Annotated in this window: 22 protein-coding genes and 1 riboswitch; of the genes, 10 read left to right on the top strand and 12 right to left on the bottom strand. The window is 67.2% G+C overall.

Features of this window, described 5'->3' with window-relative positions:
• The first annotated feature begins 165 nt into the window (after positions 1 to 165).
• The 4 genes from IB269_RS02780 (at position 166) to IB269_RS02795 (ending at position 7,127) form a co-directional block, all read left to right on the top strand.
• A complete protein-coding gene (locus IB269_RS02780) occupies positions 166 to 2,781 on the top strand; it encodes a TonB-dependent siderophore receptor (RefSeq protein WP_192366370.1) in 2,616 nt (871 codons plus the stop codon).
• A 200-nt stretch (positions 2,782 to 2,981) separates the two neighbouring features.
• Positions 2,982 to 3,485, top strand: a complete 504-nt coding sequence (locus tag IB269_RS02785) for a sigma-70 family RNA polymerase sigma factor (RefSeq protein WP_043819287.1) — start codon at positions 2,982 to 2,984, stop codon at positions 3,483 to 3,485.
• 10 nt (positions 3,486 to 3,495) lie between these two features.
• Entirely contained in the window at positions 3,496 to 4,503 is a 1,008-nt protein-coding gene (locus IB269_RS02790; RefSeq protein ID WP_192366371.1) for a FecR domain-containing protein, read from the top strand.
• 134 nt (positions 4,504 to 4,637) lie between these two features.
• A complete protein-coding gene (locus IB269_RS02795) occupies positions 4,638 to 7,127 on the top strand; it encodes a TonB-dependent siderophore receptor (RefSeq protein WP_099733095.1) in 2,490 nt (829 codons plus the stop codon).
• A 6-nt stretch (positions 7,128 to 7,133) separates the two neighbouring features.
• On the opposite strand, the gene IB269_RS02800 is transcribed toward IB269_RS02795, so the two are convergent.
• The 3 genes from IB269_RS02800 to IB269_RS02810 all read right to left on the bottom strand — a co-directional run bounded on the left by IB269_RS02800 (position 7,134) and on the right by IB269_RS02810 (position 9,658).
• Positions 7,134 to 8,216: a metallophosphoesterase gene (locus IB269_RS02800; protein ID WP_013801428.1), complete on the bottom strand. Its 1,083-nt coding sequence runs from the start codon at positions 8,214 to 8,216 to the stop codon at positions 7,134 to 7,136.
• Positions 8,217 to 8,311: 95 nt separating this feature from the next.
• The gene (locus IB269_RS02805; RefSeq protein ID WP_013801429.1) at positions 8,312 to 8,812 is read right to left on the bottom strand and encodes a dihydrofolate reductase; all 501 of its coding nucleotides are present in this window, start codon (positions 8,810 to 8,812) and stop codon (positions 8,312 to 8,314) included.
• Positions 8,813 to 8,833: 21 nt separating this feature from the next.
• Entirely contained in the window at positions 8,834 to 9,658 is an 825-nt protein-coding gene (locus IB269_RS02810; RefSeq protein WP_099733096.1) for a thymidylate synthase, read from the bottom strand.
• A 175-nt stretch (positions 9,659 to 9,833) separates the two neighbouring features.
• Here IB269_RS02810 and IB269_RS02815 point away from each other — a divergent pair, with 175 nt between their 5' ends.
• Complete coding sequence (locus IB269_RS02815; RefSeq protein ID WP_071956513.1) at positions 9,834 to 10,418, top strand: hypothetical protein; 585 nt, start codon at positions 9,834 to 9,836, stop codon at positions 10,416 to 10,418.
• A gap of 114 nt (positions 10,419 to 10,532) precedes the next feature.
• On the opposite strand, the gene IB269_RS02820 is transcribed toward IB269_RS02815, so the two are convergent.
• Entirely contained in the window at positions 10,533 to 11,957 is a 1,425-nt protein-coding gene (locus IB269_RS02820) for an FAD-binding oxidoreductase (protein WP_065346058.1), read from the bottom strand.
• A gap of 43 nt (positions 11,958 to 12,000) precedes the next feature.
• Entirely contained in the window at positions 12,001 to 12,399 is a 399-nt protein-coding gene (locus IB269_RS02825) for a DUF2069 domain-containing protein (RefSeq protein WP_016451330.1), read from the bottom strand.
• Positions 12,400 to 12,506: 107 nt separating this feature from the next.
• Between IB269_RS02825 and IB269_RS02830 the strand changes: the two genes are divergently transcribed.
• The gene (locus tag IB269_RS02830; protein ID WP_192366372.1) at positions 12,507 to 13,853 is read left to right on the top strand and encodes a YihY family inner membrane protein; all 1,347 of its coding nucleotides are present in this window, start codon (positions 12,507 to 12,509) and stop codon (positions 13,851 to 13,853) included.
• A 16-nt stretch (positions 13,854 to 13,869) separates the two neighbouring features.
• Here IB269_RS02830 and IB269_RS02835 read toward each other — a convergent pair whose 3' ends face one another.
• Positions 13,870 to 14,223: a DUF962 domain-containing protein gene (locus tag IB269_RS02835; protein WP_012206764.1), complete on the bottom strand. Its 354-nt coding sequence runs from the start codon at positions 14,221 to 14,223 to the stop codon at positions 13,870 to 13,872.
• A gap of 218 nt (positions 14,224 to 14,441) precedes the next feature.
• Here IB269_RS02835 and IB269_RS02840 point away from each other — a divergent pair, with 218 nt between their 5' ends.
• Positions 14,442 to 15,269: an alpha/beta fold hydrolase gene (locus IB269_RS02840; RefSeq protein WP_013801434.1), complete on the top strand. Its 828-nt coding sequence runs from the start codon at positions 14,442 to 14,444 to the stop codon at positions 15,267 to 15,269.
• Between the two features lie 13 nt (positions 15,270 to 15,282).
• Here IB269_RS02840 and IB269_RS02845 read toward each other — a convergent pair whose 3' ends face one another.
• On the bottom strand, positions 15,283 to 17,715 hold the full coding sequence (locus IB269_RS02845; protein ID WP_192366373.1) for an acetamidase/formamidase family protein: 2,433 nt from the start codon (positions 17,713 to 17,715) through the stop codon (positions 15,283 to 15,285).
• Between the two features lie 160 nt (positions 17,716 to 17,875).
• Here IB269_RS02845 and IB269_RS02850 point away from each other — a divergent pair, with 160 nt between their 5' ends.
• On the top strand, positions 17,876 to 19,351 hold the full coding sequence (locus tag IB269_RS02850) for an acetamidase/formamidase family protein (RefSeq protein WP_013801436.1): 1,476 nt from the start codon (positions 17,876 to 17,878) through the stop codon (positions 19,349 to 19,351).
• 36 nt (positions 19,352 to 19,387) lie between these two features.
• Here IB269_RS02850 and IB269_RS02855 read toward each other — a convergent pair whose 3' ends face one another.
• Positions 19,388 to 20,197 (bottom strand): alpha/beta fold hydrolase, encoded by an 810-nt coding sequence (locus tag IB269_RS02855; protein ID WP_192366374.1) that lies wholly within the window; start codon positions 20,195 to 20,197, stop codon positions 19,388 to 19,390.
• Positions 20,198 to 20,219: 22 nt separating this feature from the next.
• Positions 20,220 to 21,518, bottom strand: a complete 1,299-nt coding sequence (locus IB269_RS02860) for an O-acetylhomoserine aminocarboxypropyltransferase (protein ID WP_012206759.1) — start codon at positions 21,516 to 21,518, stop codon at positions 20,220 to 20,222.
• A gap of 106 nt (positions 21,519 to 21,624) precedes the next feature.
• Between IB269_RS02860 and IB269_RS02865 the strand changes: the two genes are divergently transcribed.
• Complete coding sequence (locus IB269_RS02865) at positions 21,625 to 22,077, top strand: CBS domain-containing protein (protein WP_012206758.1); 453 nt, start codon at positions 21,625 to 21,627, stop codon at positions 22,075 to 22,077.
• A gap of 154 nt (positions 22,078 to 22,231) precedes the next feature.
• Here IB269_RS02865 and IB269_RS02870 read toward each other — a convergent pair whose 3' ends face one another.
• Positions 22,232 to 22,729, bottom strand: coding sequence for a helix-turn-helix domain-containing protein (locus IB269_RS02870; RefSeq protein ID WP_192366375.1), 498 nt, complete (start codon positions 22,727 to 22,729; stop codon positions 22,232 to 22,234).
• A 199-nt stretch (positions 22,730 to 22,928) separates the two neighbouring features.
• Here IB269_RS02870 and aroC point away from each other — a divergent pair, with 199 nt between their 5' ends.
• Complete coding sequence (gene aroC, locus IB269_RS02875; RefSeq protein WP_192366376.1) at positions 22,929 to 24,026, top strand: chorismate synthase; 1,098 nt, start codon at positions 22,929 to 22,931, stop codon at positions 24,024 to 24,026.
• A gap of 66 nt (positions 24,027 to 24,092) precedes the next feature.
• On the opposite strand, the gene nrdR is transcribed toward aroC, so the two are convergent.
• Together nrdR and glyA are read right to left on the bottom strand one after the other, a co-directional pair.
• Positions 24,093 to 24,548 carry a transcriptional regulator NrdR gene (gene nrdR, locus IB269_RS02880; RefSeq protein ID WP_012206755.1) on the bottom strand — a complete coding sequence of 152 codons (456 nt, stop codon included), beginning with the start codon at positions 24,546 to 24,548 and terminating at the stop codon, positions 24,093 to 24,095.
• Between the two features lie 22 nt (positions 24,549 to 24,570).
• Positions 24,571 to 25,818, bottom strand: coding sequence for a serine hydroxymethyltransferase (gene glyA / locus IB269_RS02885; protein ID WP_192366377.1), 1,248 nt, complete (start codon positions 25,816 to 25,818; stop codon positions 24,571 to 24,573).
• A gap of 34 nt (positions 25,819 to 25,852) precedes the next feature.
• A riboswitch (ZMP/ZTP riboswitch) is annotated at positions 25,853 to 26,028 on the bottom strand.
• Positions 26,029 to 26,097: the final 69 nt, after the last annotated feature.

The raw sequence follows: 26,097 nt of genomic DNA on the forward strand, positions 1-26,097 counted from the left end.
TCGCGCCTCCATGGTTGCCAGCCAGGCCGCTGCCCAGTGCACAGCTCAGCCAACAACCGCGACGGCCGCGCACGCGCGTGGCGGGTGGAACGCTCAACTGTCTGCCTGCCACCCACCGCGCACACCGCGACAGCGGGCAATGGACACAGTGCAGCAGGAGCAGGGATGCAAGCAGGAAAAGAACACGGCAGCGCCGCCATGGGCGCGGGCATTTGGGGAGGAGAGTTTCAGCACAGGGGCAGGCCATGGCGGCGGGCAAGGATGCCGTCGCTGGTGGCCGCAGCCCTGGTTGCGCTGGCGCAGCCGGCGGTGCAGGCGCAGCAGCCATCGTCCGTGCAGGCGGGGCAGGCGGGCCAGGCAGGGGAGCTGGCCTTCAGCATCGCGCCCCAGCCGCTGGCCGGCGCGCTGCGCCAGTTCACGCAGCAGGCCCAGCACCAGGTGCTGTTCGATCCGCAGATCGTTGCAGGCCGCACTTCGCCGGCCTTGCAGGGCCGCTTCACGCCGCGCCAGGCGCTGGACCGGCTGCTGGCCGGCACGGGCGTGACCGTGATCGATGCCGTACCGGGCGCCTACACGCTGAAGGCACCCGCCAGGGAGCCGTCGCCGGCAGCCGATGCTGCGCTGGGCACGGTGCTGGTCACGGCCCAGGCACACGCTGGCGATACCACGGAGGGTTCGGGCTCCTATGCTGCCTCGCGCGTGTCGCTGGGCAAGGGGCAGAGCGTGCGCGAGACGCCGCAGTCCATCTCCGTGGTCACGCGCCAGCGCATCGAGGACCAGGGCCTGGTCTCCGTGGGCGACGTGATGCAGCAGACCACGGGCGTGACGGTGGACTACGCGGGCTCGGGTGGCCTGGGCGGCACGGCCAACAGCTTCTACGCGCGGGGCTTCCAGATCAGCAATGTCCAGATCGACGGAGCGGCGGTGGATGCCTTCAGCCAGGGCACCTTCGACCCCAACATGGCCATGTACGACAGCGTGCAGGTGATCCGCGGCGCGGACGGCCTGTACAGCGGCAATGGCGAGCCCGGCGGCTCCATCAACCTGGTGAGAAAGCGCCCCACGGCCCAGCCCCAGGTGCTGGCCTCGGCCTCGGTGGGCAGCTGGAACCAGCGCCGTGCAGAACTTGATGTGGCGGGCCCCCTGGCTGCCGATGGCCGGGTGCGCGGCCGCGCCGTGCTGGCGCACAGCGACCGCGAGTTCTTCTATGACTACGCCGATGCGCGCAACACCTTGCTCTACGGCATCGTGGAAGCCGATCTCACGCCGGCGACCAAGCTGACCCTGGGCGGCAGCTACGACAAGTCGGCCAGCCTGCCTTGGCGCGGTGGCCTGCCGCGCGCGGCCAATGGCGACGATCTGCACCTGCCGCGCCATACGGCACTCATGGCGGGCTGGGGCCATTACGACAGGACCAACAAGGAGCTGTTTGCCCAGCTGGAACAGAAGCTGGAGGGCGACTGGCGCGTCCGCGCCCATGCCAACTATGTCAAGGTGGACAGCGATAGCCGGTTGGCCGACGTCACCGGCGCGGTCGATCCGACGACGGGCCTGGGAGCCACGCTCAACGGCTTCTCCAACGACTTCTATTCCACCAAGAAGGCGCTGGATGCCAACGTCAGCGGAACGTTCTCCCTGCTGGGGCGCAGGCACCGGCTGCTTTTGGGCGCGGACTGGGCCAAGATCCGTGACACGCAGGACACCTTTCTGTCCGAGGTGGACATGCCGGGGGGCATCAACGTGTTCGGCTTCGACCCGGGCGCCATTCCCCTGCCCAGCTTCGTCTGGAAGACGCGCAGCTTCGCGGGCTATGGCGCCACGCAGAAAGGCCTGTACGGCCGGCTCAACCTGAGCCTGACGGACCGGCTGACGGCCATCGTCGGCGCACGCCGCGCCAGCTATGCAACGCAGACACCCTGGCTGCGCTTCGACCAGGCCGGCAATCTCACCAGCCGCATCGTGTCGTCCTATGGCGAGAGCGGTATCTTCACGCCCTATGGCGGCCTGGTCTACGACATCGACGACCGCTGGACGGCCTACGGCAGCGTCGCCGAGATCCACAAGTCCCAGGCCGACAAGCTGGGTGGGCCCTTGCCAGGCACGCCGCTGGACCCCATCAAGGGCCGCAATTTCGAGCTGGGAACCAAGGGCGAGTTCAACGAAGGCCGGCTGATGGCCTCCATGGCGCTGTATCGCATAGAGCGCAATGGCGAGGCCGTGGCCGATCCCTCCTACCCCAACACCGACATCGGCGACGCGGGCCTGAACTGCTGCTGGCTGAGCAAGGGCAAGGTGGTCAGCCAGGGCGTGGAAGGCGAGATCTCGGGCGAGCTGGCGCGCGGCTGGCAGCTGTTTGCCGGCTACACCTTCAACCGCAACCACAACAAGACGCCGGGCATCGAAGGCATCTACCACTCCGTCACGCCCAAGCATCTGTTCAAGCTGTGGAGCACCTACCGCCTGCCGGGCGAGCTGTCGCAATGGACGATTGGCGGCGGGGCCAATATCCAGAGCGCACATTTCGTCAGCGGCACGGCCAAGGCCTTCAATCCTGACTCGGGCAAGTTCGATGGCGCGGCCGTGCCCTTCAAGTTCAGCCAGGGTGGCTATGCCGTGTGGAATGCCAGCGTGCAGTACCGCATCAACCGCAACTGGCAGGCCGTGCTCAACCTGAATAACCTCTTCGACAAGGTCTACTACCGCACGGTGGGCACCAGCGGTGGCAACAACTGGTATGGCGAGCCACGCAATGTGATGCTGACGCTGCGCGGTAGCTTTTGAAGACCCCCTGAGGCGCTGCGCGCCTTCCCCCTGAAGGGGGACGACATCCTCGGTGCGAGGCGGCTCTTCCTCGGTGTCTCTGGTTCTGGAGCGCGCCGGTTTGCGAAGGGGAGGGCATCAAGGCCTAATCCTTATAGAATGAGAATCTTTCTCATTCATGTGGCGCACGCCTGCACGTGCTGCCGCACCAGGAGCCTGTCTTGCCCGCCGCCCCCGCCGCTTTGCACCAAGAGGTCGATACGCTGTACCGCGTCCACCATGGCTGGCTCCAGGGCTGGCTGCGGCGGCGATTGGGCAATTCCACGGAGGCGGCCGATCTGGCGCAGGACACTTTCATGCGCCTGCTCACGCGCAGCGAGCCCATTGCCGCACGCGAGCCGCGTGCCTTTCTGACCACGGTGGCGCAGGGCGTGGTGGCCAATTTCATGCGGCGCAGGCAGATCGAAGAGGCGTACCTGGCCACGCTGGCGCATTTGCCCGAGCCGCAGGTGCCGGGCCCCGAAACGCGCGCCATCCTGCTGGAGACGCTGGTCGAGCTGGACCGCCGCCTGGACACGCTGGCACCCCCCGTGCGCCGTGCCTTCCTGCTGTCGCAGCTCGACGGCATGAAGCAGGCCGACATCGCGGCCGAGCTGCAGCTGTCGCTGGCCACCGTGCAGCGCCATATCGCCAAGGCCGCGCACTGCTGCTTCTTCGGCGGCTGAGCGCCAGCCCATGACCGAATTCCGCCACGCATCCACCGGCCTGCCCGTTTTTGAAGGCCCGCCCGTTTCAGAAGCCGTGAGCCTGCAGGCCGTGCAATGGCTGGTGGCCTTGCAGGCCTGCGATGCCGGCGAGGACACGCAGGCCTCGTGGCGGCGCTGGCGTGCCGATCATCCCGACCATGAACGCGCCTGGCGGCACATCGAGGCCTGCGGCCTGCACCTGCGCGATCTGCCCGCACCGCTGGCGCATGGGGCGCTGCAGCCGCGCCACAGCCGTGCGCGCGGCCGGCGCCAGGCCATGAAGCTGCTGGCCCTGGCCGCGTTCACGGGCAGCAGCGCCTGGTGGATACAACGCGGCGATTGGCGCGAATGGTCGGCCGACCACCGCACGGCCACCGGCGAGCGCCAGGCACTGACCCTGGCCGATGGCACGCGCATCCACCTGAACACGGCCAGCGCCATCGACGTGCGCTTTGACGCCAGCCAGCGCCTGCTGCGGCTGCAGGGCGGCGAGGTGCTGGTCACCACGGCCAGCGACCCGCAGGCCCGCCCCTTTCTGGTTGAAACCGCGCAAGGGCGGCTGCGTGCGCTGGGCACGCGCTTTGCGGTGCGCCAGCGCGATGGCGCCAGCCATGTGGCCGTCTATGAGGGCGCGGTCGAGGTGCGGCCGGCCGACGCCCCGCAGGCCGTGCGCATTCTGGCCGCGGGCGAGCAGGCCGGCTTTGACCGCCTTGCCGTGGACGTGCCCCAGCCCGCCGACGAACTGGCCGCCGCCTGGAGCACAGGCCTGCTGGCCGCGCGGGACATGCCGCTGACCGACTTCATTGCCGAGCTGGCGCGCCACCGCAGGGGCCGCCTGGCCTGCGATCCCACGCTCGCCTCGCTGCGCGTCTCGGGCATGTATCCGCTGGACGATACCGACCGCGTGCTCGACATGCTGGTGCGCACCCAGCCCATCGAGCTCACCGGCTTTGGCCGCTACTGGCTGACCGTGCGCGCCCGGCAGAGCAGGACATGAGCCAAGACAGGCTGGATGGCTGTTGTTGCGAATTGTTGCAATTTGATCGATGCCTGAGACCCGTTGGCATGAGGTGTTTTCTTTTCTCGCGTGGCAAGTCCTGAAGAAGCCACTTTTCAGGGAAGAGATATTTCATGGTCCAACGACTTGCTCACACTGCGGCACCGGCCTTCCGGCGCCATTCGCTGGCACTGGCTGCCAGCACCACGCTGGCGCTGTGCGCCGTCAGCGCAGCCCTTGCGCCGCAAACCGCGCAGGCCCAGGCCCAGGCTCCCTCCGAAGTGCGCAGCTACGCCATACCGGCAGGCCCGCTGGAAGGCGCGCTGGCCCGCTTCGCCCAGGAAAGCCGCGTCATGCTGTCGTACACGGCGGCCGACATCACGGGCAGGCGCAGCGCGGGCCTGAGTGGAAACCATGCAGCGCCTGCGGCCCTGGATGCGCTGCTGGCCGGCACGGGGCTGGCCGCCCATGCGCAGCCCAATGGCGGCTATGCGCTGCGCCCCTTGCCCGAGGTGCGCACATCGCGCGGCCAGGCCGCCGCTGGGGCAGAGGCGGGCCTGCCGGCCGTCATGGTGACCGACACGCGCATCCGTGACGGCGTCACCGAAGGCTCGGACTCCTACACCAGCGGCACGGTCACGCTGGGCAAGACCGCGCAGGCGCTCAAGGACATTCCGCAATCGGTCAGCGTGCTCACGCGCCAGCGCATGGATGACCAGGGCATGACCAACCTGCCCGACGCCATCCACAACGCCACCGGCATGGTGGCCGTGCAGGGCGTGGGCGCGGGCCTGGCCATCAATGCGCGCGGCTTTGCGGTGGACTCGCTGCAGTACGACGGCCTGCCGTTCACGCGCAATACCTACAGCCTGGGCAACTGGGAGCAGGAGTCGCTGGTGTTCTATGACCGCGTGGAAATCCTGCGCGGCGCGGCCGGCCTGCTGCAGGGTGCGGGCAGCCCCGGCGGCGCGATCAACCTGGTGCGCAAGCGCCCGGGCCGCGAGCGCTCCGTGGTCTTCACAGGCAAGCTCGGCTCCCATGACCACTACGGCCTGCAGATGGATGCCAGCACGCCGCTCAATGCGGAAGGCACGCTGCGCGGCCGCGTGGTGCTGGACGGGGACTACAGCCACGGGTTCACCGAATACACGCGCGACCGAGTGCGCAACATCTACGCGGCGCTGGACTACGACATCAGCGCCAGCACCACGGTGGGCCTGGCCGTGGGACAGCGCCACAGCCGCTCGCGCCCCATGATCGTGGGCCTGCCGCGCTTTGCCGACGGCAGCGACATCGGCCTGCCGCGCTCCACCTACACAGGCGCCATGTGGAACCGTGCAGGCAATGACCAGAACATGCTGTTCGCCGACCTGGAACACCGCTTCAATGCGGACTGGCGCTTCAAGATGGTGGGCATGGCCATGAACGAGAAGAACACCAACGTGCACCAGCGTGCCGTGGGCCCCATCAAGCCCGATGGCAGTGGCATGAGCTACGGCGATTTCGGCGTGGACTTCAACAACCAGCAGCGTGGCCTGGACATGTCGCTGTCGGGCCGCTTCAAGGCGCTGGGCATGGAGCAGGAAGTGCTGCTGGGCGCCAACTACGCTGACTACACCACCAGCGACCGCTTCGTGCGCGCCTGGACCGCGGGCGGCAACATCTTCGATATAGACCACAACCGCCCCTGGCAGGACATGGAAAGCATCGCCGCGCGTGGCGCGGATGTGCGCAGCAATTACGACATCACGCAAAAGGGCCTGTACGGCACCTGGCGTGTCAGGCCCACGCAGGCGCTCACGCTGATCGCCGGGGGGCGCCTGGGCTGGTATGACTTCGCCTACCGCGCGCAATCGGGCGATTCTTCCACCAGCAAGACCACGGGGCGTTTCATCCCCTACGCGGGTGCCGTCTATGCGCTCAACGACAACTGGTCGCTGTACAGCAGCTACTCCACCGTCTTCGAGCCGCAGACCGCGCGCACCGTGCAGGGCGACCTGATCAAGCCGGTGCAGGGCCGCAACTACGAGGCCGGCATCAAGGGCGAGATGGCCGACGGCCGCCTGAACATGGCATTGGCCGTGTTCCGCTACGAGCACAAAAACCGCGCCGTCAATGACTACGACAGCGGCTTTGCATGTGATGACTGGTACTGCTCGCGCTCCTCGGGCAAGGTGCGCAGCCAGGGCCTGGAGGCCGAGGTCTCCGGCAAGGTCGCCACAGGCCTGGAACTGGCGGCCGGCTACACCTACAACACCACGCGCTACCTGTCCGACCCCGACTACCAGGGCCAGATCTTCAACACCTGGACGCCCCGGCACATGCTGCGCCTGTGGGGCAGCTACCGCCTGCCGGGCGAGCTGGGCCGCTGGACGGTGGGCACGGGCGTGAATGCACAGACCGACACCCTCAGCTCCGACCGCGCCTTCCGCCTGGCAGGCTTTGCGCTGTGGAATGCACGCGTGGCCTACCAGGTCTCGCCCGAGCTGAGCGTGGCGCTCAACGTCAGCAACCTGCTGGACAAGCGCTACTACGTGCCTTCTTACAACACGGTGTCGGGCAACAACTACTACGGTGCGCCCAGGTCGCTGTTGCTGACGCTGCGCTACGCGCCGCGGATCTAGCGCGTGTCATGCGGCAGCGGCCGCCGCAACGCCGAACTCCTCGCTGTCCGCCTGGGCGCCGTCGTCGAACACCAGGCGGCGCTCGGGCCAGCGCATGGCGGCAAGCTTGAAGCGCTGCTGCGGGTCTTCGCCGGCCAGGCGGGCGTTCCAGCGGCCGCCGACCGAGTAGTCCACGCAGAACACATTGCCGCGCCGGCCGTGCCAGGACAGCGGACCGGTCTGGCCGAACAGGTTCTCGGCCTGGGCGCCGTGGAAGGACGGGCCGCCCCGGTTCAGGCGCCGCCAGTAGTGGCCCACGACCACGGCCTGGGCATCCTCATATTCGTTCCACCAGGCCACGCGCTCGACGAAGCGCCACTTGCCGCCCGCGTAGAAGGGATTGCGGCATTCGCGCTCCACGCCCGAGGTCAGCACCTTCAGCGGGTTGACCATGGCCTTGGCCAGTTCGCTCTCGCTGTGCGCGGGCAGGAAGGGCGGCAGCCAGTTGCGGTCTTCCAGGTCATGCGGCCATTGCTGGCGTTCGGCACGCATGCGCTCGGCCACCTTGTTGACCTGGGCCTGCTGGGCAGCCAGGGCCTCGTAGTGGTCGTAGGCGCTGCGTGCGCTGCCCAGCGGCAGCTCGCGCGCCATGGCGATCTGCTGCGGGCGCCAGGCCGCATGGACCACGCGCAGGTCCTCGCGCTCCATGGCGATGGGCAGGCGTTCCAGCAGGGCCAGGGTGTCAGGGATATCGCACAGCGGCATGCGCGCGAACGGCGCGTACTTGGGCGTATCGGAGGCCACGCGGCTGTCGAAGAACCAGCCGGAGCCGTCCTTGGCATCCTCGCGCAGCAGGTTGATTTCATGGTTGCCGAGCACGGCCAGCGCATGGCCCGACTCCAGCATGGGCACGACGCGGGCGAGCACACCCGGGCTGTCGGGCCCCCGGTCGCAGAAGTCGCCGACGAAGACCAGGCGCCGACCCTGGGGATGGCGGCCCAGCGCGTCGTAGCCCAGGTGCCCCAGCAGCTGGTCCAGCGCCTCGGACTCTCCATGGATGTCGCCGACGATGTCGAGCGGACCGGGGGGCAAGGGCTGGACGAGGCTCATGGCGAAGAGGCGCGAAAGACGGCGAAGGCGTGGAAAAACGACATTATTTGCACAGACCCGCCGCGCCCGCCAGCCCCGTGTGCGACAGGGGTATGTCAGCGTCGTTGCAGGCGCACAAAGCTGTAGGGCAGCCCGTTGGCGGCCACATGGCGGCTGCGTGACGCTTCCTGCCACTCGGGGCCGAGCGTGGGGGCGAAGGCATCGCCTTCGTAGTCGCGCTCTATCTCGGTCACCTCGATGCTGTCGGCCAGCGGCAGGGCCTGGGCGTAGATCTGGGCACCGCCCATGACCCAGACGTCGGCCGATGCCTGGCGGCCCAGTTCCATGGCCTGCTCCAGGCTGGTGGCATGCAGCACGCCGGGGGCGGCCGGCTCGGGCGCCCAGTCCGCCTGTCGCGTGACGACGATGTTGGTGCGCCCGGGCAGCGGCCTGAAGCGGGCCGGTAGCGAGTCCCAGGTCTTGCGGCCCATGACCACGGCCGAGCCCTGGGTCAATTGCTTGAAGTGCGCCAGGTCCTCGGGCAGGTGCCAGGGCATGGCATTGTCCTTGCCGATAACGCCGTTGGCGGCGCGTGCGTAGATGAGATGGATGGCCATCGGGCGGGTCTTTCTGCAGCCTCAGACGGCCACGGGGGCCTTGATGGGCTCGTGGTGCTGGTAGCCGACGACCTCGAAATCCTCGTACTCGTAGCCGAAGATGGAGTCGGGCCGGCGCTTGATCTGCAGCGTCGGGTAGGCGAAGGGCTGGCGCGCCAGCTGGGTCTCGACCTGGGCGAAGTGGTTGTTGTAGATATGGCAGTCGCCGCCGGTCCAGATGAAGTCGCCCACCTGCAGGTCGCATTGCTGGGCCAGCATGTGGGTCAGCAATGCGTAGCTGGCGATGTTGAAGGGAACACCCAGGAAGATGTCCGCGCTGCGCTGGTACAGCTGGCAACTGAGCTTGCCGTCGGCCACATAGAACTGGAAGAAGGCGTGGCAGGGCATGAGCGCCATCTGCGGCAGGTCGGCCACGTTCCAGGCGCTGACGATGATGCGGCGGCTGTCCGGGTTGCTCTTGAGCTGCTTGACCACTTCGGCGATCTGGTCGATGTGGCCGCCGTCCGGCGTGGGCCAGCTGCGCCATTGCACGCCGTAGACCGGGCCCAGGTCGCCGTCCTCGCGTGCCCATTCGTTCCAGATGGTGCAGCCACGCTCCTGCAGCCAGCGCACGTTGCTGTCGCCGCGCAGGAACCACAGCAGTTCCAGGATGATGGATTTGAGGTGCACCTTCTTGGTGGTGACCAGCGGAAAGCCTTCGGACAGATCGAAGCGCATCTGGTGCCCGAACACGCTGCGCGTACCCGTTCCGGTACGGTCGGTCTTGGACACGCCATGTTCGTAGACATGGCGCATGAAATCTTCGTACTGTGAGCGGGCAGGGCGGGGCGCGGCAGTCATGTTCATGGCGGGGATTATCCCTTGATGAATACGGCGCCTTGTCCGACGGTATCCATGCCCCTCGAAACAAGGTTTGCAACCCCCGGTGCGAAAATGACTGCCGACGGGCGCCGGTGTCTTGCCTGGGCTTTCACACCGGCGCCATGGTTTTTTCGCATCCGCTTTGACAAGGAGCTTGCGCATGTCTTCCATGCTCTCCCCCTGGCAGGCCGGAATCGCACTGGGTGCCGCCATGCTGGCGCTGACAGCCTGTGATCCGCGCTCTCCCACCGTTCCCACTCCCAAGGCCGTGCAGTCCGTGGCACTCGATGTGGCCGCGCCCGCGCCCGCATTGACGCTGAACTTTCCCGAGCGCACGCGCCTGCCGTCCACGGCCAAGGCGGGCGAGCCCGGCCTGGACAGCCTGGCCGAGTACGTGGGCAAGTATCCCTACGACGGCACCAACTACCTGGAGCAGGGCGTGCTGGCCGACCGGCTCAAGGCGCTGCTGGGCACCAGCTACCCGACCCTGCTGAGCAATATGCGCACCGTGGGCCCTCTGACCAAGGAAGGCGATGTGTGGAGCATCGTCGGCCTGCGCCCCCACCAGGGCGGCGAGGAGATGGGCGCCATCGTGATCGATCCCGCGCGCAACGCACTGCGCGTGTGGCTGCTGACCGATGGCAAGCAGACCGACTTCTCCGACGCGGCCGGTGCCGACATCGCCTGGCCCAGCCAGGTGCAGAAGTCCTTTGCCGTGGTCGAGAGCAACAAGCCCGCTTCCTGATCTGCACCTGGCCGCACCTGGCCGAGTTTGGCCGCACCTGACCGCGTTTGGATGCAAGAAGGGGCAGCGCCGCCACGCGGCCCTGCCCCTTCTTGATAAGCTGGCGCTGCCGGATCAGGCGCGCGCCAGGATGCAGCCGGGATTCATCAGGCCTTGAGGATCCAATGCCTGCTTGATGGCGCGCATCATGCCCAGGGCCACGGGCGACTGGTACTTTTCCAGCTTGTCCACCTTGAGCGCGCCCACGCCGTGCTCGGCAGAGAACGAGCCGCCGAATTCGGCCACGGCCTCGTAGACCAGGTGGTTGACCAGGTGCTCGCGCTCATTGAGGAAGGCCTTGGCGTCGCCGCCCACGGGTGCCTGCACGTTGTAGTGCAGGTTGCCGTCGCCCAGGTGGCCGAAGTTGACCAGGCGCACGCCCGGGATTTCGCGCTGCAGCACGGCATCGGTGTGTTCGACGAAGGCGGGAATGCGCGATGCCGCAATGGAGATGTCGTGCTTGATGTTCAGGCCTTCCTCGGCCTGGGCCAGCGGAATGCTCTCGCGGATGTGCCACAGCTCATGGGCCTGCGACAGGCTTTCGGCCACCACGGCGTCGAGCACGCAGCCGTCCTCGAAGGCCAGCTCCAGCAGCGCCTCGAAACGCTCGCGCGCATGCTGCTCGGACTCGCTGTCCGAGTTCTCGACCAGCACGTAATAGGGCGGCGCGCCGTCCAGGCCCGCAAAGGGCACGCGCAGCTGGGGCATGTGCTTGATCACCAGCGACAGCGCGAACTGGCCCATGACCTCGAAGCCCGTCAGGCCCGCACCCAGGTACTGGTGCGCCATGCCCAGCAGGCGCACGGCCGCTTCCATGGAGGGCACGGCGGCAAAGGCCGTGAGCTGGGCCGCAGGCTGCGGGAACAGCTTCATGGTGGCGGCGGTGATGATGCCCAGCGTGCCTTCGCTGCCGATGAACAGGTCGCGCAGGTCGTAGCCGGTGTTGTCCTTGCGCAGGCCCTTGAGGCCGTCCCAGATCTCGCCCTGCGGGGTGACCACTTCCAGGCCCAGGCACAGCTCGCGCGTGTTGCCGTAGCGCACCACCTGGGTGCCGCCCGCGTTCGTTCCCAGGTTGCCGCCAATGGTGCAGCTGCCTTCGGCGGCCAGCGACAGCGGGAACAGCAGGCCCTCTTTCTCGGCAAGCTCCTGCAGGCTTTGCAGGATGCAGCCGGCCTCGACGGTGAAGCTCAGGTTGTCGCGGTCGATGTTGCGCACGGCATTCATGCGCGTGAGGCTGAGCACGACCTGCGTGCCGCTGTCGTCCGGCGTGGAGCCCACCGACAGGCCGGTGTTTCCGCCCTGGGGAATGATGCTGGTGCCCGCGGCCGCGCATTCGCGCACCACGGCGGCCACCTCGGCCGTGCTGGCCGGGCGTACCACGGCCAGGGACTTGCCGCGCACGCGGCGGCGCCAATCCTGTTCATAGGCGACGAGGTCGCCCTCGGTGAGGACATGGGCTTCGCCGACGATCTGGCGCAGGCGTTCAAGCAGTGCAGTCATGTTGCAACTTCTTTCAAAGACGTGAAGGCATGAAAACGGGGACTCAGCCGCCGGCCGCCTGGGCCGCGCGGCGCGCGCTGCGCTGGCGCCAGCGCACATGCAGGGCGCAGGCGGTGAACAGCATCAGGCACAGGAAAACTTCGAGCAGCGCCAGCCAGCGGCCGGGCGCCGGGTCGCTCCAGGCGCGCACCACGCCCTCGGTGAAATAGATCCACACCAGCAGGCTGACCCAGCGGTAGGTATACATGCGGTGCTTGAGCAGGCCGATCAGCGGAATCGCCAGCGGCAGGGCCTTGAGCACCAGCCAGGAGCCCCCTGGCCGCATTGGCGCCAGCCACAGTTCCCAGGCCAGGCTCAGCACGATCAGGCCCATGAGGCTGGAGACCGCCAGCCAGCGGGTGGCGGCGACATCGGCGCCGGGGCGAGAAATGGAATCAGTCATCGGGGTGGCATCATATCGGCCATGGTCTTGTCCTTTGAACATGTGATTGCTTGGATGGTCACGCGCGTTCCCGTTTCAGGCACGCGCGTTGCAGCGGAGATATGGCGATGAGCGGCGGCCCCGGGCAGGAGCCTGCCGGTGGCTTGGAGGACGGTGCCGTTGCACTGCCCGCGCCCGAACAGGAGCGCAGCCTTTCGCTGATGGAGCGGCCCGAGCCGGTGGTGCCCCCATCCTGGCGCGAACGCCTGCGCTGCTTTCCCTGGCGCAATACCGCGCACACGCTGCGCGAACGCTTTCGCGAGGACCGGCTGGGCGTCACCGCCAGCAGCCTGACCTTCACCACGGTGCTGGCCCTGGTGCCGTTCTTCACGGTGGCGCTGGCGCTGTTCACGGCGTTTCCCATCTTCTCGCGCGTGCAGATCGTGCTGGAGCGCTGGCTGATCGACAGCCTGATTCCGGAGACCATCGCGCGCCAGGTGCTGGGCTATCTGACGCAGTTCGCCTCCAAGGCCAGCCAGCTGGGCATGGCCGGTTTTTCCATTCTGGTGATCACGGCGGTCGCGCTGATCCTCACCATAGACCGCACGCTCAACAACATCTGGCGCGTGCGCCAGCTGCGGCCGCTGGGCCAGCGCGTGCTGATCTACTGGGCCGCGATCACGCTGGGCCCGCTGGTGCTGGGCCTGAGCCTGGTGCTGTCGTCCTATGTGATGTCGGCCTCGCGCGGGCTGGTCAATGCGCTGCCCGAGGGGTTGCGCTTCATCTTCGATTCCATCGAGTTCCTGGCGCTGGCCGCTGGCATGGCGGGCCTGTACCACTACGTGCCCAATACGGCGGTGCGCTGGCGCCATGCCTGGGTGGGCGGCCTGTTCGTGGCCACCTGCATGGAGCTGGCGAAGAAGGCGCTGGGCCTGTACCTGGCTTCGGTGCCTACCTATTCGGTCATCTACGGCACCTTTGCCACCTTGCCGATCCTGCTGATCTGGATCTACATGGCCTGGATCATCGTGCTGCTGGGCGCCGTGGTCACCGCGTATCTGCCCATCGTGATGGCCGGCGTGCAGCGCATGCCCGGACAGCAGGGCTGGCAATTCGAGATGGCCGTGGAAATCCTGCAGTACCTGGAGCAGGAGCGCGAGTCGCCCGCCAAGGGCCTGTATGCCAGCGATCTGGCACGCCGCCTGCATGTGGACTGGCAGCAGATCGATCCGGTGCTGCAGGCGCTGTCCGTGCTCGACTGGGTGGGAACGGTGCAGGCACCAGGCGTCGCGGCGGGCAGCGAGGGCACCGAGCCACGCTACATGCTGCTGGTGGACCCGCAACACACGCCCTTGGCACCCCTGGTCGAACGCCTGCTGCTGGCGCCTTCCGCGGCCGTGCAGCCGCTGTGGGAGCGCACGGGCCTGGCGGGCATGACGCTGGCCAGCCTGCTGGAGAGCCGGCCCCGGCCGTAGTGCCCGGCGCGGCGCTTTAGAGCGCAATGCGTCCGGTGAGGATGTCGCGCCACATCACCCAGTCGCCGCGAAAGCTGTACAGCGGGCGCTTGAAGCTGGCGGGCCGGTTTTTCTCGAAGCCGAAGTGCCCTATCCAGGCAAAGCCGTAGCCGAACAGCAGGCCGCCCAGCAGGAACCAGAAATTGCCGGTCAGGAACAGTGCGAACAGGCACAGCAGCGCCAGCGTGGAGCCGACGAAGTGCAGGCGCCGGCAGGTACGGTTGCTGTGTTCCTGAAGGTAGAACGGATAGAACTCGGCAAAGCTCTTGAACTGGCGCGGGTCCACGGCAGCCTGTGCGGCGCCGGGCAGGGGAGCGGAAGCGTGTGACATGGCAGGCCTTCGCGTGCATGGGGTGGCTTCAACTTATACGCCGCTGCCTGGCCTTTCACCATCGGAGGAACCCGCGCGCCCGGGTTCGCAAAAGCTGCCCCGAGAGAGACAAAAGCTGCCGCATTTCGCCCCGCGCGTCGCCACGGTGTCGCCCTCTGGCGGCATGCAGGCGCATGATGTCTGCCGGGCCGGCGCCGACCGGCATGGAGTTTTTTTCGATGCCTTCCTCGTGCATGACCGACATCCCCGCATCCTTGAACGAAATCCGCATTCCCACGCCGCAGGGCAGCATCTACGTCAGGCGCTGGCAGGCGCCGGCGGCCGGCGAAGGCGAACAAGGCCCGGCGCGCGCGCCTATCGTGCTGCTGCACGACTCGCTGGGCTCGGTGGCGCTGTGGCGCGATTTCCCGCAGCAATTGGCCGAGGCCACGCGCCGCGATGTGCTGGCCTATGACCGGCTGGGCTTTGGCCAGTCCGATCCCTATCCGGGCACGCTGGGGCCGGGCTTTGTGGCCCGGGAGGCAGAGACCGTGTTCCCGGCCGTGCACCAGGGGCTGGGCCTTGAGGATTTCATTGTGCTGGGCCACAGCGTGGGCGGCGGCATGGCCGCCATGGTGGCGGCCCGATATGGCGCGCAGTGCAAGGCGGTGATCACGGAGTCCGCCCAGGCCTTTGTGGAAGATCGCACCTTGCAGGGCATTCGCGCGGCCCAACAGGATTTCGCCCGGCCCGGCCAGCTGGCGCGCCTGGAGAAATACCACGGCGACAAGGCGGCCTGGGTGCTGTCTGCCTGGGTCGATACCTGGCTGTCCCCGCCTTTTGCCGACTACCGGCTGGACGAGGCGCTGGAGCGCGTGCGCTGCCCGGTGCTGGCCATCCATGGAGAGCTCGACGAGTTCGGCTCCCTGGTCCACCCCGAGCGCATCCGCGACCGGGCCAGCGGCCCGGTGGAGGTGGAGATCGTGGCCGGCGGCGGCCACGTCCCCCACCGCGAGCAGCCCGAGCGCATTGCCCAGCGCATCGCCCGTTTCCTGGCACGGGTCTGATCCCGGGCGGGCTTCATTGGCCTGCCTGGGCGGACGCCGAGAGTTCCGGCGGAAACAGCGTCTTCTTGATCACGGCGTGCACACCCCAGTTGCCGTCAACCACCTGCGTCACGGCGAAGTCCACGGCCACGGAGATCAGCGATACGGCCTCGTCCTCGTCCAGCCCGTGGGCCAGCATCAGATAGCGTCTTGCCTTGTGGAAGGCGTCACGCATGGCGCCTTCCAGCGATGACTTGCGATAGACCTGGGACTGCGCCTGGCTGCCCAGTTCGGCCAGGTGGTCGGTGAAGCTGAAGCCCTGTATCACCCATTCGGAGCCGGTCTCCAGGAAAGGGTGGTCCAGCTCTGCAAGGAAGCGGTTGTCCAGCGCGGCGCGCTTGTGCACCCGCAGCTCGAAGCTGCCGGTCAGCGAACATTCGATGGCCGTGCCGCACAGTTCCGAGTCGCCTTGGGATGCATGCGGGTCTCCCACCGAAAACAGCGCGCCTGGCACCGATACGGGCAGGAAGAGCGTCGCGCCCTTGCCGGCGCGCCAATTGTCCAGGTTGCCGCCGAAGTAGCTCGGCGGTATGGAGTCGATCAGACCGGCCTCTCGCGGTGCCACGGCCAGCATGCCGAAATGCGGACGCAGCGGCACGCGTGCCTTGTCCAGCACACCAAAGCGCCGGGTGATGCTGGCGGGGTCCACGGGCACGCCCGGGTAGTCGATGGTTGGATGGACCACGCCGAACGGGTCGGTCTGCGGCGTCCAGCGGTAGTTGTAGACAGCGCGGGCCGTGGGCTCCTCGGGCAGTGCGTGGTCGATTTCATAGATGGTGACCACTTCGCGCTGGCGGGGCTCCGTGATCTGGTCGCGGTAGTGAAAGCCCCACCAGGCGGCGGCGTTGCTGCCGAAGACACGGCCGTGGTGGGCGGGGCTGCAGCTGGGGCGTGGCTGCACGTCGAGGATGCGTATCTCCAGCAGGTCGCCGGGTTCGGCCTCATGCACATAGATGGGGCCGGTGCAGATGTGCACGCCGAAGCCCTCGCCCGCGCCGCGGCCGTAGATCGAGGCATCCATCGGGCCCGCGCCGCGCCGGTCCACGGCCTTCTGGGCTGCGGTCCAGTGGAACACGCTTTCGGCGCCCGGATCGCCTTCGATCATGCGTTCCCAGTCGTCCGAGGCATGCTGGGTCAGCGTCTCCATGGTCACCACGTCACCCGAGCGCACCGAAAGCACGGGCTTGAGTGAACGGCTCAGGTAGCCCCAGTGCACGGTCTTGTCGGAGACCGGAAGGTAGTAGTGCTGGGGCGACGCACCGCCATTGTCTGCGTGCGCCGAGCGCTTGGGCACAAGGGCCAGCGCCTGGGCGTAGCGTGCATGGTCGCGCAGCAGGGCCTGGAACGGGCTGTGTGCCAGGCGCGCTGCGGCCGGTTCTGCACCCTGCACAGCGCTCTCGGCGGGCGAGGGGCGTCCGCGCTGGCCGGGCGGCGCATCCTGCACGCGCGCCGGACTGGCGCGATAGGCCTTGGGGGACAGACCATAGCGGGCCGTGAAGGCACGGCTGAAGTTGGCGGCATCGCCAAAGCCCCAGCGAAAGCACAGCTCGGCAATGGAGAAATGCTGCAGCGAGCGGTTGCTCAGGTCCATGCGGCAGCGCTCCAGCCGGCGTTCGCGCAGGTAGGTGCTGAAGCTGGTGGCAGCCCCCTTGAACAGCTTTTGCAGATAGCGCGTGGACAGCCCCTCGGCGTCGGCGATGGCATCGATGGACAGTTCGGCATCGCCCAGCCGGGTTTCGATGGCGCGGCAGATGCGGCGCAGATGGCCAAGCTGCACGGCGCTGGGCGGCTCGGTCGCCTCGGCCTGTTCCTGGTCGGGATTGCCGGCGCGCGGTGTCAGGCAGGTGACCAGCATGTCGGTGAGCGTGGCCTCCACCGACAGCAGATCGTCCTGTGCCAGTGTGTCGATCTGCTCTGCCAGTGAGGCCGCCATTGCCATGCACATGGCCCCCACACCGCCTGTCCCGCCGATGTGCCGGGCCTCGGGCGGGCACGAGCGCAGCAGGCGCAACAGAAAGCTCGAGGACTCCAGCCGCGCAAGCAGCAGGCGGCCGTCGCCGTGCAACTGCAGCTGCCAGTCCCGGTCTGACTCCAGCAGCAGGGCCGAGCCGGCCTTGATCGGGAACGCGGCATCCTCGATCACCGCATCGGCGCTGCCTTGCAGCAAGGCGCACAGCAGCAGGCCCGGGCCGCGCAGCCGCTTGGCCACGGCCTGCAGCGTCAGCGGCGAGGTGGCCAGCGTGATGAACACCGATCCCAGTGGCGAGCTGCGCAGCGCCAGGTGGGTGGCCGGTGGCGTGGGCGCTTCGCCATGGATGTCTGCCCTGGACAGCGCCTCATTGAGCGCAGCCTGCCGCAAGGCATCGGGAAATGCGTGGGTGGAAAAGCGTCTTGGATCGTCGTGCATCAGGGGCGAACTATGAACTGTCGCGTACTGCCTGTCCAAGCCCGGCGCACCGGATGGCAGCCGCGACAAGTTTTTGTGCGCGCAGGAACAACCGGCCTGGACATGCTCGCCTGGACACTGGCGCTGCCGGCACCGATCCACAACAGCAGGAGTATTTTCGATGACCATCCCCCACCAAGAACATATCTGCGGCCCAGGCTGCCAGCACGGTGCTTCGCCAGCCGACGAGAAGCTGATCCGCGAGGAATTCCAGGTTGCACGCCGTTCCTTCCTGCGCGACGCCATGGTGGTCGGTGGCGGCGCGGTCTCGGCCGGCGCCATCAGCGGCGCGATGGCACCGTCCCGGGCCTTTGCCCAGGGCGCGCCTGGCGCCCGGGCCGGCCAGGGCATGGCCAGCCACTACTACATTCCCGCCTCTGCCAGCACCGTGCTCTGGGGCTACTTCAGCAGATCGGCCAAGCCGGTGGTCGAAGTCGAATCGGGTGACTACGTGACCATGGAGACGCTGACCCACCATGCCAATGACGATGCCGAACGCATGGTCCGGGGCGACCCTGGCGCCGAGAGCGTGTTCCACTGGGACAGCCAGCGCAAGAACGTCGATCGCCGGGGCGCCGGTCCCATGGACGCCAAGAACGGCGCAGGCGGAGGCCAGGGCGTGCACATCTGCACGGGGCCGGTACGCATCAAGGGCGCCCAGCCCGGCGATGTGCTGGAAGTGCGCATCATTGATGTGGTGCCACGCCCCTCGGGCAACCCGCAGTTCAAGGGCCGGACCTTCGGCAGCAATGCGGCGGCGAACTGGGGCTTTCACTATGGCGACACGCTCACCGAGCCCCGAAAGCGCGAGGTGGTCACCATCTACGAGGTGGATGCGACCGGCGAGCGCAACTGGGCCCGCGCCGTCTACAACTACCGCTGGACGCCACAGACCGACCCCTTCGGCGTGGTCCACCCGACCATCGACTATCCGGGCGTGCCCGTGGACCACCGCACGATCAGCAAGAACGAAAACGTGCTGCGCAATATCCGCGTTCCCGTGCGCCCGCACTTCGGCACCATCGGCGTGGCGCCGGCTGAGGTGGAGATGGCCAGCTCCATTCCACCCAACCACACGGGCGGCAACATCGACAACTGGCGCATCGGCAAGGGGGCGACCATGTATTTCCCCGTGGCCGTGCCAGGGGCCAACTTCACCGTGGGCGATCCGCATGCCTCGCAGGGGGACTCCGAGCTGTGCGGCACGGCCATCGAGTGCTCGCTGACCGGCACCTTCCAGCTGGTCCTGCACAAGAAGGCGGACCTGCCTGGAACGCCGCTGGCCGAACTGGCCTATCCGCTGCTCGAAACCCAGGACGAATGGCTGCTGCACGGCTTCAGCTACGCCAACTACCTGGCGGAGCTGGGGCCAGATGCGCAAAACCAGATCTTCAAGAAGTCTTCCGTGGACCTGGCGCTGCGCGACGCCTATCACAAGATGCGCCACTTCCTCATGACCACCCAGGGATTGGGAGAGGACGAGGCCATCTCGCTGATGTCGATCGCCGTGGACTTCGGCATCACCCAGGTGGTGGATGGCAACTGGGGCGTGCACGCGCTCGTGAAAAAGAGCATCTTCCCCGCGCGCGGCGCGTGAGTGCGTCCGGGCCCTGCGGGCAGGACCCGGCCGGGCTCAGCGCGCCAGGAAATCCCGGATGGCGAACAGCGTCTGGTCGGGCGCCTCGGTCATCTGGTTGTGGCCGCTGGGCAGGTGCACGATGCTGACCTGGCGCTGCGCGCCCCGGGCCGCCTCGATCAGGCCCTTGGCGGCCTTGGGCGGCGTCATCTGGTCCTGCTCGCCCAGGGCGAACAGGACCGGGCATTGCAGCGCCGCCATGGCCGCCTCGCCGCCCGCGTAGCTGTCGCAGGCCTTGAAGCCGGTGTGCAGCAGGTTGGTGCGGTCATTGCTGGCCAGCACGCGCCGGCCCAGCGCCATGCCGGCGCCGAATACCCAGCTGCCTGCGCCGCTGGGTGGCGCCAGCGTCGCGCGCGAGAACACATTGACCATGCGGATGGCCTGTTCGGGCGTGCTCAGTGCGGAGTCCAGCAGGGCGGGCGAGACCTTCATCGGATAGGCCGTGCCCACCAGCACCAGGTGGCTGACGCGCGCGCCCAGCCGCGCGGCCGCTTCCATGGCGATCAGGCTGCCCCAGCTGTGGCCGACCAGTGCGGCCTTCTCAAGGCCTGCCGCATCCATGAGCTGGCCGATGAAATCCGCCGCTGCCTCCACGCTGGCGGGCGCGTCACCCGCGCTGCGGCAGTGGCCGGGCAGGTCTATGGCCAGCACGTTCCAGCCGTGGTTGGCCAGGTAGCGGCTTTGCAGGGCCCAGACGCTGTGGTCGCACAGCACGCCGTGGATGAGGATGGCCGTGGGCTGGGCGGGGTTGAAGGCCTTGCCGCCGGTATAGGCGTAGATGGCGTGGCCCTGAACATCGATCTTCATTGTTGGTGTCTCCCTTGTCGGCTCACGCTGCCTTTTCAGCGGCCTTGAGGGCGCGCTTGAGGTCATCGATCAGGTCGTCGGCATCCTCCAGTCCGATGGACAGGCGTATCGTGCCCTGGCCGATGCCGGCCTGGGCCAGTGCTTCGTCGCTCATGCGGAAGTGCGTGGTGCTGGCAGGGTGGATGACCAGGCTGCGGCAGTCGCCCACGTTGGCCAGGTGGCTGAAGACCTTGAGCGTCTCGATGAACTTGCGCCCCTGGTTGCGGTTGCCCTTGATGTCGAAACTGAACACCGAGCCCGCGCCGCGCGGCAGCAGCTTCTTGGCGAGCTGGTGCGAGGGATGGGTCTCCAGCAGCGGGTGGCCTACCCGGCCCACCAGCGGATGGCTGGCCAGGAATTGCACCACCTTCTCGGTATTGCGGATGTGGCGCTCCATGCGCAGCGGCAGCGTCTCTATGCCCTGCAGGATCAGCCAGGCCGTGTGCGGGCTCATGCAGGCGCCGAAGTCGCGCAGGCCTTCGCGCCGCGCGCGCAGCAGGAAGGCGCCGGTGCTGCTTTCCTCGCTGAACACCATGTTGTGGAAGCCGTCGTAGGGCTCGGTCAGCTCCGGGAAGCGCCCCGACTTTTCCCAGTCGAAGCTGCCGCCATCCACCACGATGCCGCCGACCACGGTGCCGTGGCCCGACAGGAACTTGGTGGCCGAGTGGTAGACGATGTCTGCGCCATGCTCCAGCGGCTTCATCAGCCAGGGCGAGGTCAGCGTGGAGTCCACCAGCAGCGGCACGCCGGCCTCATGTGCGATGGCGCTGATGGTGGGAATGTCGAGCACATCCAGGCCCGGGTTGCCCACCGTCTCGCCGAAGAACAGCTTGGTGTTGGGGCGCACCGCGGCGCGCCAGCCGTCGATGTCGCCGGGCTTGACGAAGGTGGTTTCTATGCCGAAGCGCGCCAGCGTGTAATGCAGCAGGTTCTGCGAGCCGCCGTACAGCGCCGTGCTGGCCACGATGTGGCTGCCCGCGCCCATGAGCGTGGCCACCGACAGGTGCAGCGCCGCCTGGCCGCTGGCCACGGCGATGGCACCCACGCCGCCTTCCAGGGCCGAGACGCGCTGCTCCAGCACGGCGTTCGTGGGATTGGAGATGCGGCTGTAGACGTGCCCTGGGCGCTCCAGGTTGAACAGCGAGGCCGCATGGTCGCTGGACTCGAACACGAACGAGGTCGTGAGGTGGATGGGCGTCGCGCGCGCTCCGGTGGCGGGGTCGGGCTGTGCGCCCGCGTGCAGCGCCAGGGTGTCAAAGCCGGGGTCCGAGTAGCCGGGCATTCCTGTCTCCATGGTTGTCAAGGCAAGCGGGCATTGTGGGCTATATTTCCTGTCGGACACGGGCTTGCCGCAACCACGGCGACACAGACAAATTTGGAGATACGGCATGAAAGTAAGTGACATCCTGCGCGTCAAGGGCAACACCCTCTACACGGTGTCGCCGGACGAAAGCCTGGCCAGCGCGGTGCAGGTGATGTCGGAGCGCGATATCGGCTCCCTCGTGGTCATGGAGCATGGCGACGTGGTCGGCATGCTGACCTTCCGCGAAGTGATCCAGGGCTTCGTCAAGCACGGCGGGGTGGGCGAGACGCTGGTGCGCTCGGCCATGGACGACGCTCCCATGACCTGCACCATGGAAACCGACATGGACGAGGTGCGCCGCATGATGCTGGACCGCCACGCACGCTACATGCCGGTGATGGACAAGCGCATGCTGATGGGCGTGATCAGCCTGTACGACGTGGCCAAGGCCGTGGTGGACAGCCAGAACTTCGAGAACCGCATGCTCAAGGCCTACATCCGCGACTGGCCCGAGGGCGAGCGCCAGGGCGCGGACTGATCGTCGGGGCGATATCGACCTTTCGACCTTTCGACCGTTTCACCTTGGGCAGCAAGGCCTCCGAACGCAAAATGCGGCGGAGGCCTTTGTCTTTGCGCGCAGGGCGCAAAGCAGACAGTCGCGTGAACAGCGAATGGATGGGCTGCAGGACCTGTCAGTGCACCCGGCGGCGTTTGGGCTTGAGCAAGGCGCTGGGCGGCACGTCATAGGCCTGTCTGAAGACGCGGCTGAAGTGCGAGAAGCTGGTGAAGCCGCAAGCCAGCGCCACATCGGTCACGCGCCGCGCATTGTCTGCCCGAAGCAGCAGGTGCGCCTGGGCCAGCCGTTCGTTCCAGAGCCAGCGGCTAGGGGTCAGGCCTTCGGTGGCAAACAGCCGCGCCAGGCTGCGCAGCGACATGCCCATGTCCTGGGCCACCTGCAAGGGCTTGAGCTCGGGGTCGTCGAGCCGGGCCCGCATGTACTGCTTGGCCTGGGCAAGCCTGTTGCGGGTTCTGAAATCGCCAGGGCTGGACGATGTCAGCAGCACATTCAGCAGCGAGGGGCGAAGGTCCTGCTTCTCGTCCTTGTGCTGAAGGCCTGGCGATGCCGGTGGAGTGCTGCGCGCAGGGTCGCTGTGATCCTGGCTTTGCGTTGAGTCGTAAGAGGCCTGCATTTCACGAACCTCCCGCAGTTTGCGGCTGGTGCCTGTGTGGTGATCCGCAGGCGGTTGAAAAAGGGTGGATTGCAATTTTAACTATGAATATTTGCAATCCGATAGCTATATTTGTTATCGCCGGGCGATGGCTGCCTGCGCAATGCACCGCCGCCGCAGGCACGGCGCTTGCGGGCTACCCGGGCATAATCGTCGGCCTATGAGCGGCAACACCTTCGGCACCCTATTCACTGTCACCAACTTCGGCGAATCGCATGGCCCGGCCATAGGCTGCGTCATCGACGGCTGTCCGCCCGGCATGGCGCTGAACGAAGCGGATATCCAGCAAGAACTGGATCGCCGCCGCCCCGGCACCAGCAAGTTCGTGACCCAGCGCAACGAGCCCGATGCGGTGGAAATCCTCTCGGGCGTCTACGAAGGCCGCACCACGGGCACGCCGATCGCGCTGCTGATCCGCAATACCGACCAGCGCAGCAAGGACTACTCCAACATTGCGCAGAGCTTTCGTCCCGGCCATGCCGACTACGCCTACTTCCAGAAATACGGCATCCGTGATCCGCGCGGCGGCGGCCGTTCCTCGGCACGGCTGACGGCCCCCACGGTGGCCGCTGGTGCCGTGGCCAGGAAGTGGCTCAAGGAAAAGTTCGGCACCGAGTTCCGCGCCTGCATGACCCAGGTGGGCGAGTTGTCCCTGCCCTTCGAGAGCTGGGAGCATGTGCGCAACAACCCCTTCTTTGCGCCGGTGGCCGATGTGTCCCAATACGAGGAATACATGGATGCGCTGCGCAAGTCGGGCGACTCCTGCGGCGCGGCGCTGCGCGTGCAGGCCAGCGGCATGCCGGTGGGCCTGGGCCAGCCGCTGTATGACCGCCTGGATGCCGACGTCGCCTACGCCATGATGGGCCTGAACGCGGTCAAGGCCGTGGAGATCGGTGCCGGTTTCGACAGCGTGGTCCAGCGCGGCACCACGCACGGCGACTCGCTGAGTCCCGAAGGCTTTCGCAGCAACAACGCCGGTGGCATCGTCGGCGGCATCAGCACGGGTCAGGATCTGGAAGTGCGCATAGGCATCAAGCCCACCAGTTCCATCATCACGCCGCGCGAATCCATCGACGTGCAGGGCCAGAGCACCGAGGTCATCACCAAGGGTCGCCACGACCCCTGCGTCGGCATCCGCGCAGCGCCCATCGCCGAGGCGCTGCTGGCCCTGGTGGTGATGGACCATGCGCTGCGCCACCGCGCACAGTGCGGTGAAGTGGATTCGGGCCTGGCTCCCATCCCTGCCGCCGCACCCTGAAAGCACTGCCAGGCCACCAAAGAAAAAGCCGCCCAAGGGCGGCTTTCTTGCGTCCTGCCGGCCTGATCAGCCGGGATTGCGCACCTCATCCATGACGTTCTTGAAATCGTCCACATCCTCGAAGCTGCGGTAGACGCTGGCGTAGCGGATGTAGCCGACCTTGTCGAGCAGCTTGAGCTCGCGCATCACCATCTCGCCCAGGCGGCTGGAGAGCACTTCGCGCTCGCCCAGGTTGCGCAGCCGCTCCTCGATGCGCTCGATGGCGGCATCGATCTGCTCCGTGCTCACGGGGCGCTTGCGCAGCGCGATCTTGAACGAGCCCAGCAGCTTGGCGCGCTCGTACTCGATGCGCCGCCCGTCCTTCTTGACGATGGCGGGAAAGCTGACCTCGGGCCGCTCGTAGGTGGTGAAGCGCTTGTCGCAGCCGCCGCACTGGCGGCGGCGGCGGATGAAGCCCCCATCCTCGGCCTCACGGGTCTCCACGACCTGGGTGTCCGGATGGCTGCAGAACGGGCACTTCATGGCAGGCCTCTATGCGTGCAACTCAGGCGCCGTAGACCGGGAAGCGGGCCGTCAGCTCGGCCACCTGGGCGCGCACGCGGGCCAGGTTGGCTTCGTCGGCGGGGTTCTCCAGCACGTCGGCCAGCAGGTTGGCTGTCAGGCGGGCTTCCTCTTCCTTGAAGCCGCGCGTGGTCATGGCGGGCGTGCCCACGCGGATGCCGCTGGTCACCATCGGCTTTTCGGGATCGTTGGGGATGGAGTTCTTGTTGATCGTCATGTGGGCGGCACCCAGCGCGGCTTCGGCCGCCTTGCCGGTGATGCCCTTGGCGCGCAGGTCCACCAGCATGACGTGGCTTTCCGTGCGGCCGGAGACGATGCGCAGACCGCGTGCCGTCAGCGTTTCCGCGACAACCTTGGCGTTCTTCACGACCTGTTCCTGGTAGGTCTTGAACTCGGGCGACAGCGCTTCCTTGAAGGCCACGGCCTTGCCGGCAATGACATGCATCAGCGGGCCGCCTTGCAGGCCGGGGAAGATGGCGCTGTTGATGGCCTTCTCGTGCTCGGCCTTCATCAGGATCACGCCGCCGCGCGGGCCGCGCAGGCTCTTGTGCGTGGTGGTGGTGACCACGTCGGCGTGGGGCACGGGGTTGGGGTACACGCCTGCGGCGATCAGGCCGGCGTAGTGGGCCATGTCCACCCAGAAGATGGCGCCGACTTCCCGGGCGATCTTGGCGAAGCGCTCGAAGTCGATGGCCAGGGCGTAGGCCGATGCGCCGGCCACGATGATGCGGGGCTTGTGCTCGCGCGCCAGCGCTTCCATCTTGTCGTAGTCGATGGCTTCTTCGGCATTCAGGCCGTAGGAGACCACGTTGAACCACTTGCCCGACATGTTCAGCGGCATGCCGTGCGTCAGGTGACCGCCTTCGGCCAGGCTCATGCCCATGATGGTGTCGCCGGGCTTGGCAAAGGCCATCAGCACGGCCTGGTTGGCCTGGGAGCCGGAGTTGGGCTGCACGTTGGCGGCTTCGGCGCCGAACAGCTTCTTGATGCGGTCGATGGCGAGCTGCTCGACCACATCGACGTTCTCGCAGCCGCCGTAGTAGCGCTTGCCCGGATAGCCTTCGGCGTACTTGTTGGTGAGCTGGGAGCCCTGGGCTTCCATGACGGCAGGCGAGCAATAGTTCTCGCTGGCGATCAGCTCGATATGTTCTTGTTGACGCAGGTTCTCGGCCTGGATGGCGGCAAAGACTTCGGCGTCGACCTTCTCGACGGTATTGGTGCGTTGAAACATGGCAGTCCTGTGAACTTGAAATTCCCTTGAGGCCAAGGGCTGCCCAGGCGAACGGCGGAACACTCCAGATCCCGCGTGCGCATGGAGGCTGGGCGGTACGCTCCCCGGTGGTTCACAGAAGGTGGTCCTTCTCGGGCCTTCTGCTGGTTTCCACGTCAGCGGCAGCGGTGCGTGAAGCGGCTGCGCCTATCGCCAGTTGCGTACCCCGCTAGTGTAGCTGAGCCGGTGGCGCCGAAGACCTGGCAGGGGCGTTGCAGAAGGCGTTTGCGTGGGCCACCT

Origin of the sequence: Delftia sp. DLF01 (assembly GCF_014852125.1) — a bacterium.
GTDB lineage: Bacteria > Pseudomonadota > Gammaproteobacteria > Burkholderiales > Burkholderiaceae_C > Comamonas > Comamonas acidovorans.

Excerpts from the sequence above, each read along its gene's own strand:
- IB269_RS02835 (WP_012206764.1), bottom strand. The coding sequence starts at position 14,223 with ATGTCACACGCTTCCGCTCCCCTGCCCGGCGCCGCACAGGCTGCCGTG.
- aroC (WP_192366376.1), top strand. The coding sequence starts at position 22,929 with ATGAGCGGCAACACCTTCGGCACCCTATTCACTGTCACCAACTTCGGC.
- IB269_RS02850 (WP_013801436.1), top strand. The coding sequence starts at position 17,876 with ATGACCATCCCCCACCAAGAACATATCTGCGGCCCAGGCTGCCAGCAC.
- IB269_RS02830 (WP_192366372.1), top strand. The coding sequence starts at position 12,507 with ATGAGCGGCGGCCCCGGGCAGGAGCCTGCCGGTGGCTTGGAGGACGGT.
- IB269_RS02825 (WP_016451330.1), bottom strand. The coding sequence starts at position 12,399 with ATGACTGATTCCATTTCTCGCCCCGGCGCCGATGTCGCCGCCACCCGC.
- IB269_RS02800 (WP_013801428.1), bottom strand. The coding sequence starts at position 8,216 with ATGAGCCTCGTCCAGCCCTTGCCCCCCGGTCCGCTCGACATCGTCGGC.
- IB269_RS02820 (WP_065346058.1), bottom strand. The coding sequence starts at position 11,957 with ATGACTGCACTGCTTGAACGCCTGCGCCAGATCGTCGGCGAAGCCCAT.
- IB269_RS02870 (WP_192366375.1), bottom strand. The coding sequence starts at position 22,729 with ATGCAGGCCTCTTACGACTCAACGCAAAGCCAGGATCACAGCGACCCT.
- IB269_RS02790 (WP_192366371.1), top strand. The coding sequence starts at position 3,496 with ATGACCGAATTCCGCCACGCATCCACCGGCCTGCCCGTTTTTGAAGGC.
- IB269_RS02805 (WP_013801429.1), bottom strand. The coding sequence starts at position 8,812 with ATGGCCATCCATCTCATCTACGCACGCGCCGCCAACGGCGTTATCGGC.
- IB269_RS02795 (WP_099733095.1), top strand. The coding sequence starts at position 4,638 with ATGGTCCAACGACTTGCTCACACTGCGGCACCGGCCTTCCGGCGCCAT.
- IB269_RS02780 (WP_192366370.1), top strand. The coding sequence starts at position 166 with ATGCAAGCAGGAAAAGAACACGGCAGCGCCGCCATGGGCGCGGGCATT.
- IB269_RS02845 (WP_192366373.1), bottom strand. The coding sequence starts at position 17,715 with ATGCACGACGATCCAAGACGCTTTTCCACCCACGCATTTCCCGATGCC.
- IB269_RS02855 (WP_192366374.1), bottom strand. The coding sequence starts at position 20,197 with ATGAAGATCGATGTTCAGGGCCACGCCATCTACGCCTATACCGGCGGC.
- glyA (WP_192366377.1), bottom strand. The coding sequence starts at position 25,818 with ATGTTTCAACGCACCAATACCGTCGAGAAGGTCGACGCCGAAGTCTTT.
- IB269_RS02840 (WP_013801434.1), top strand. The coding sequence starts at position 14,442 with ATGCCTTCCTCGTGCATGACCGACATCCCCGCATCCTTGAACGAAATC.
- IB269_RS02860 (WP_012206759.1), bottom strand. The coding sequence starts at position 21,518 with ATGCCCGGCTACTCGGACCCCGGCTTTGACACCCTGGCGCTGCACGCG.
- nrdR (WP_012206755.1), bottom strand. The coding sequence starts at position 24,548 with ATGAAGTGCCCGTTCTGCAGCCATCCGGACACCCAGGTCGTGGAGACC.
- IB269_RS02865 (WP_012206758.1), top strand. The coding sequence starts at position 21,625 with ATGAAAGTAAGTGACATCCTGCGCGTCAAGGGCAACACCCTCTACACG.
- IB269_RS02815 (WP_071956513.1), top strand. The coding sequence starts at position 9,834 with ATGTCTTCCATGCTCTCCCCCTGGCAGGCCGGAATCGCACTGGGTGCC.
- IB269_RS02810 (WP_099733096.1), bottom strand. The coding sequence starts at position 9,658 with ATGAACATGACTGCCGCGCCCCGCCCTGCCCGCTCACAGTACGAAGAT.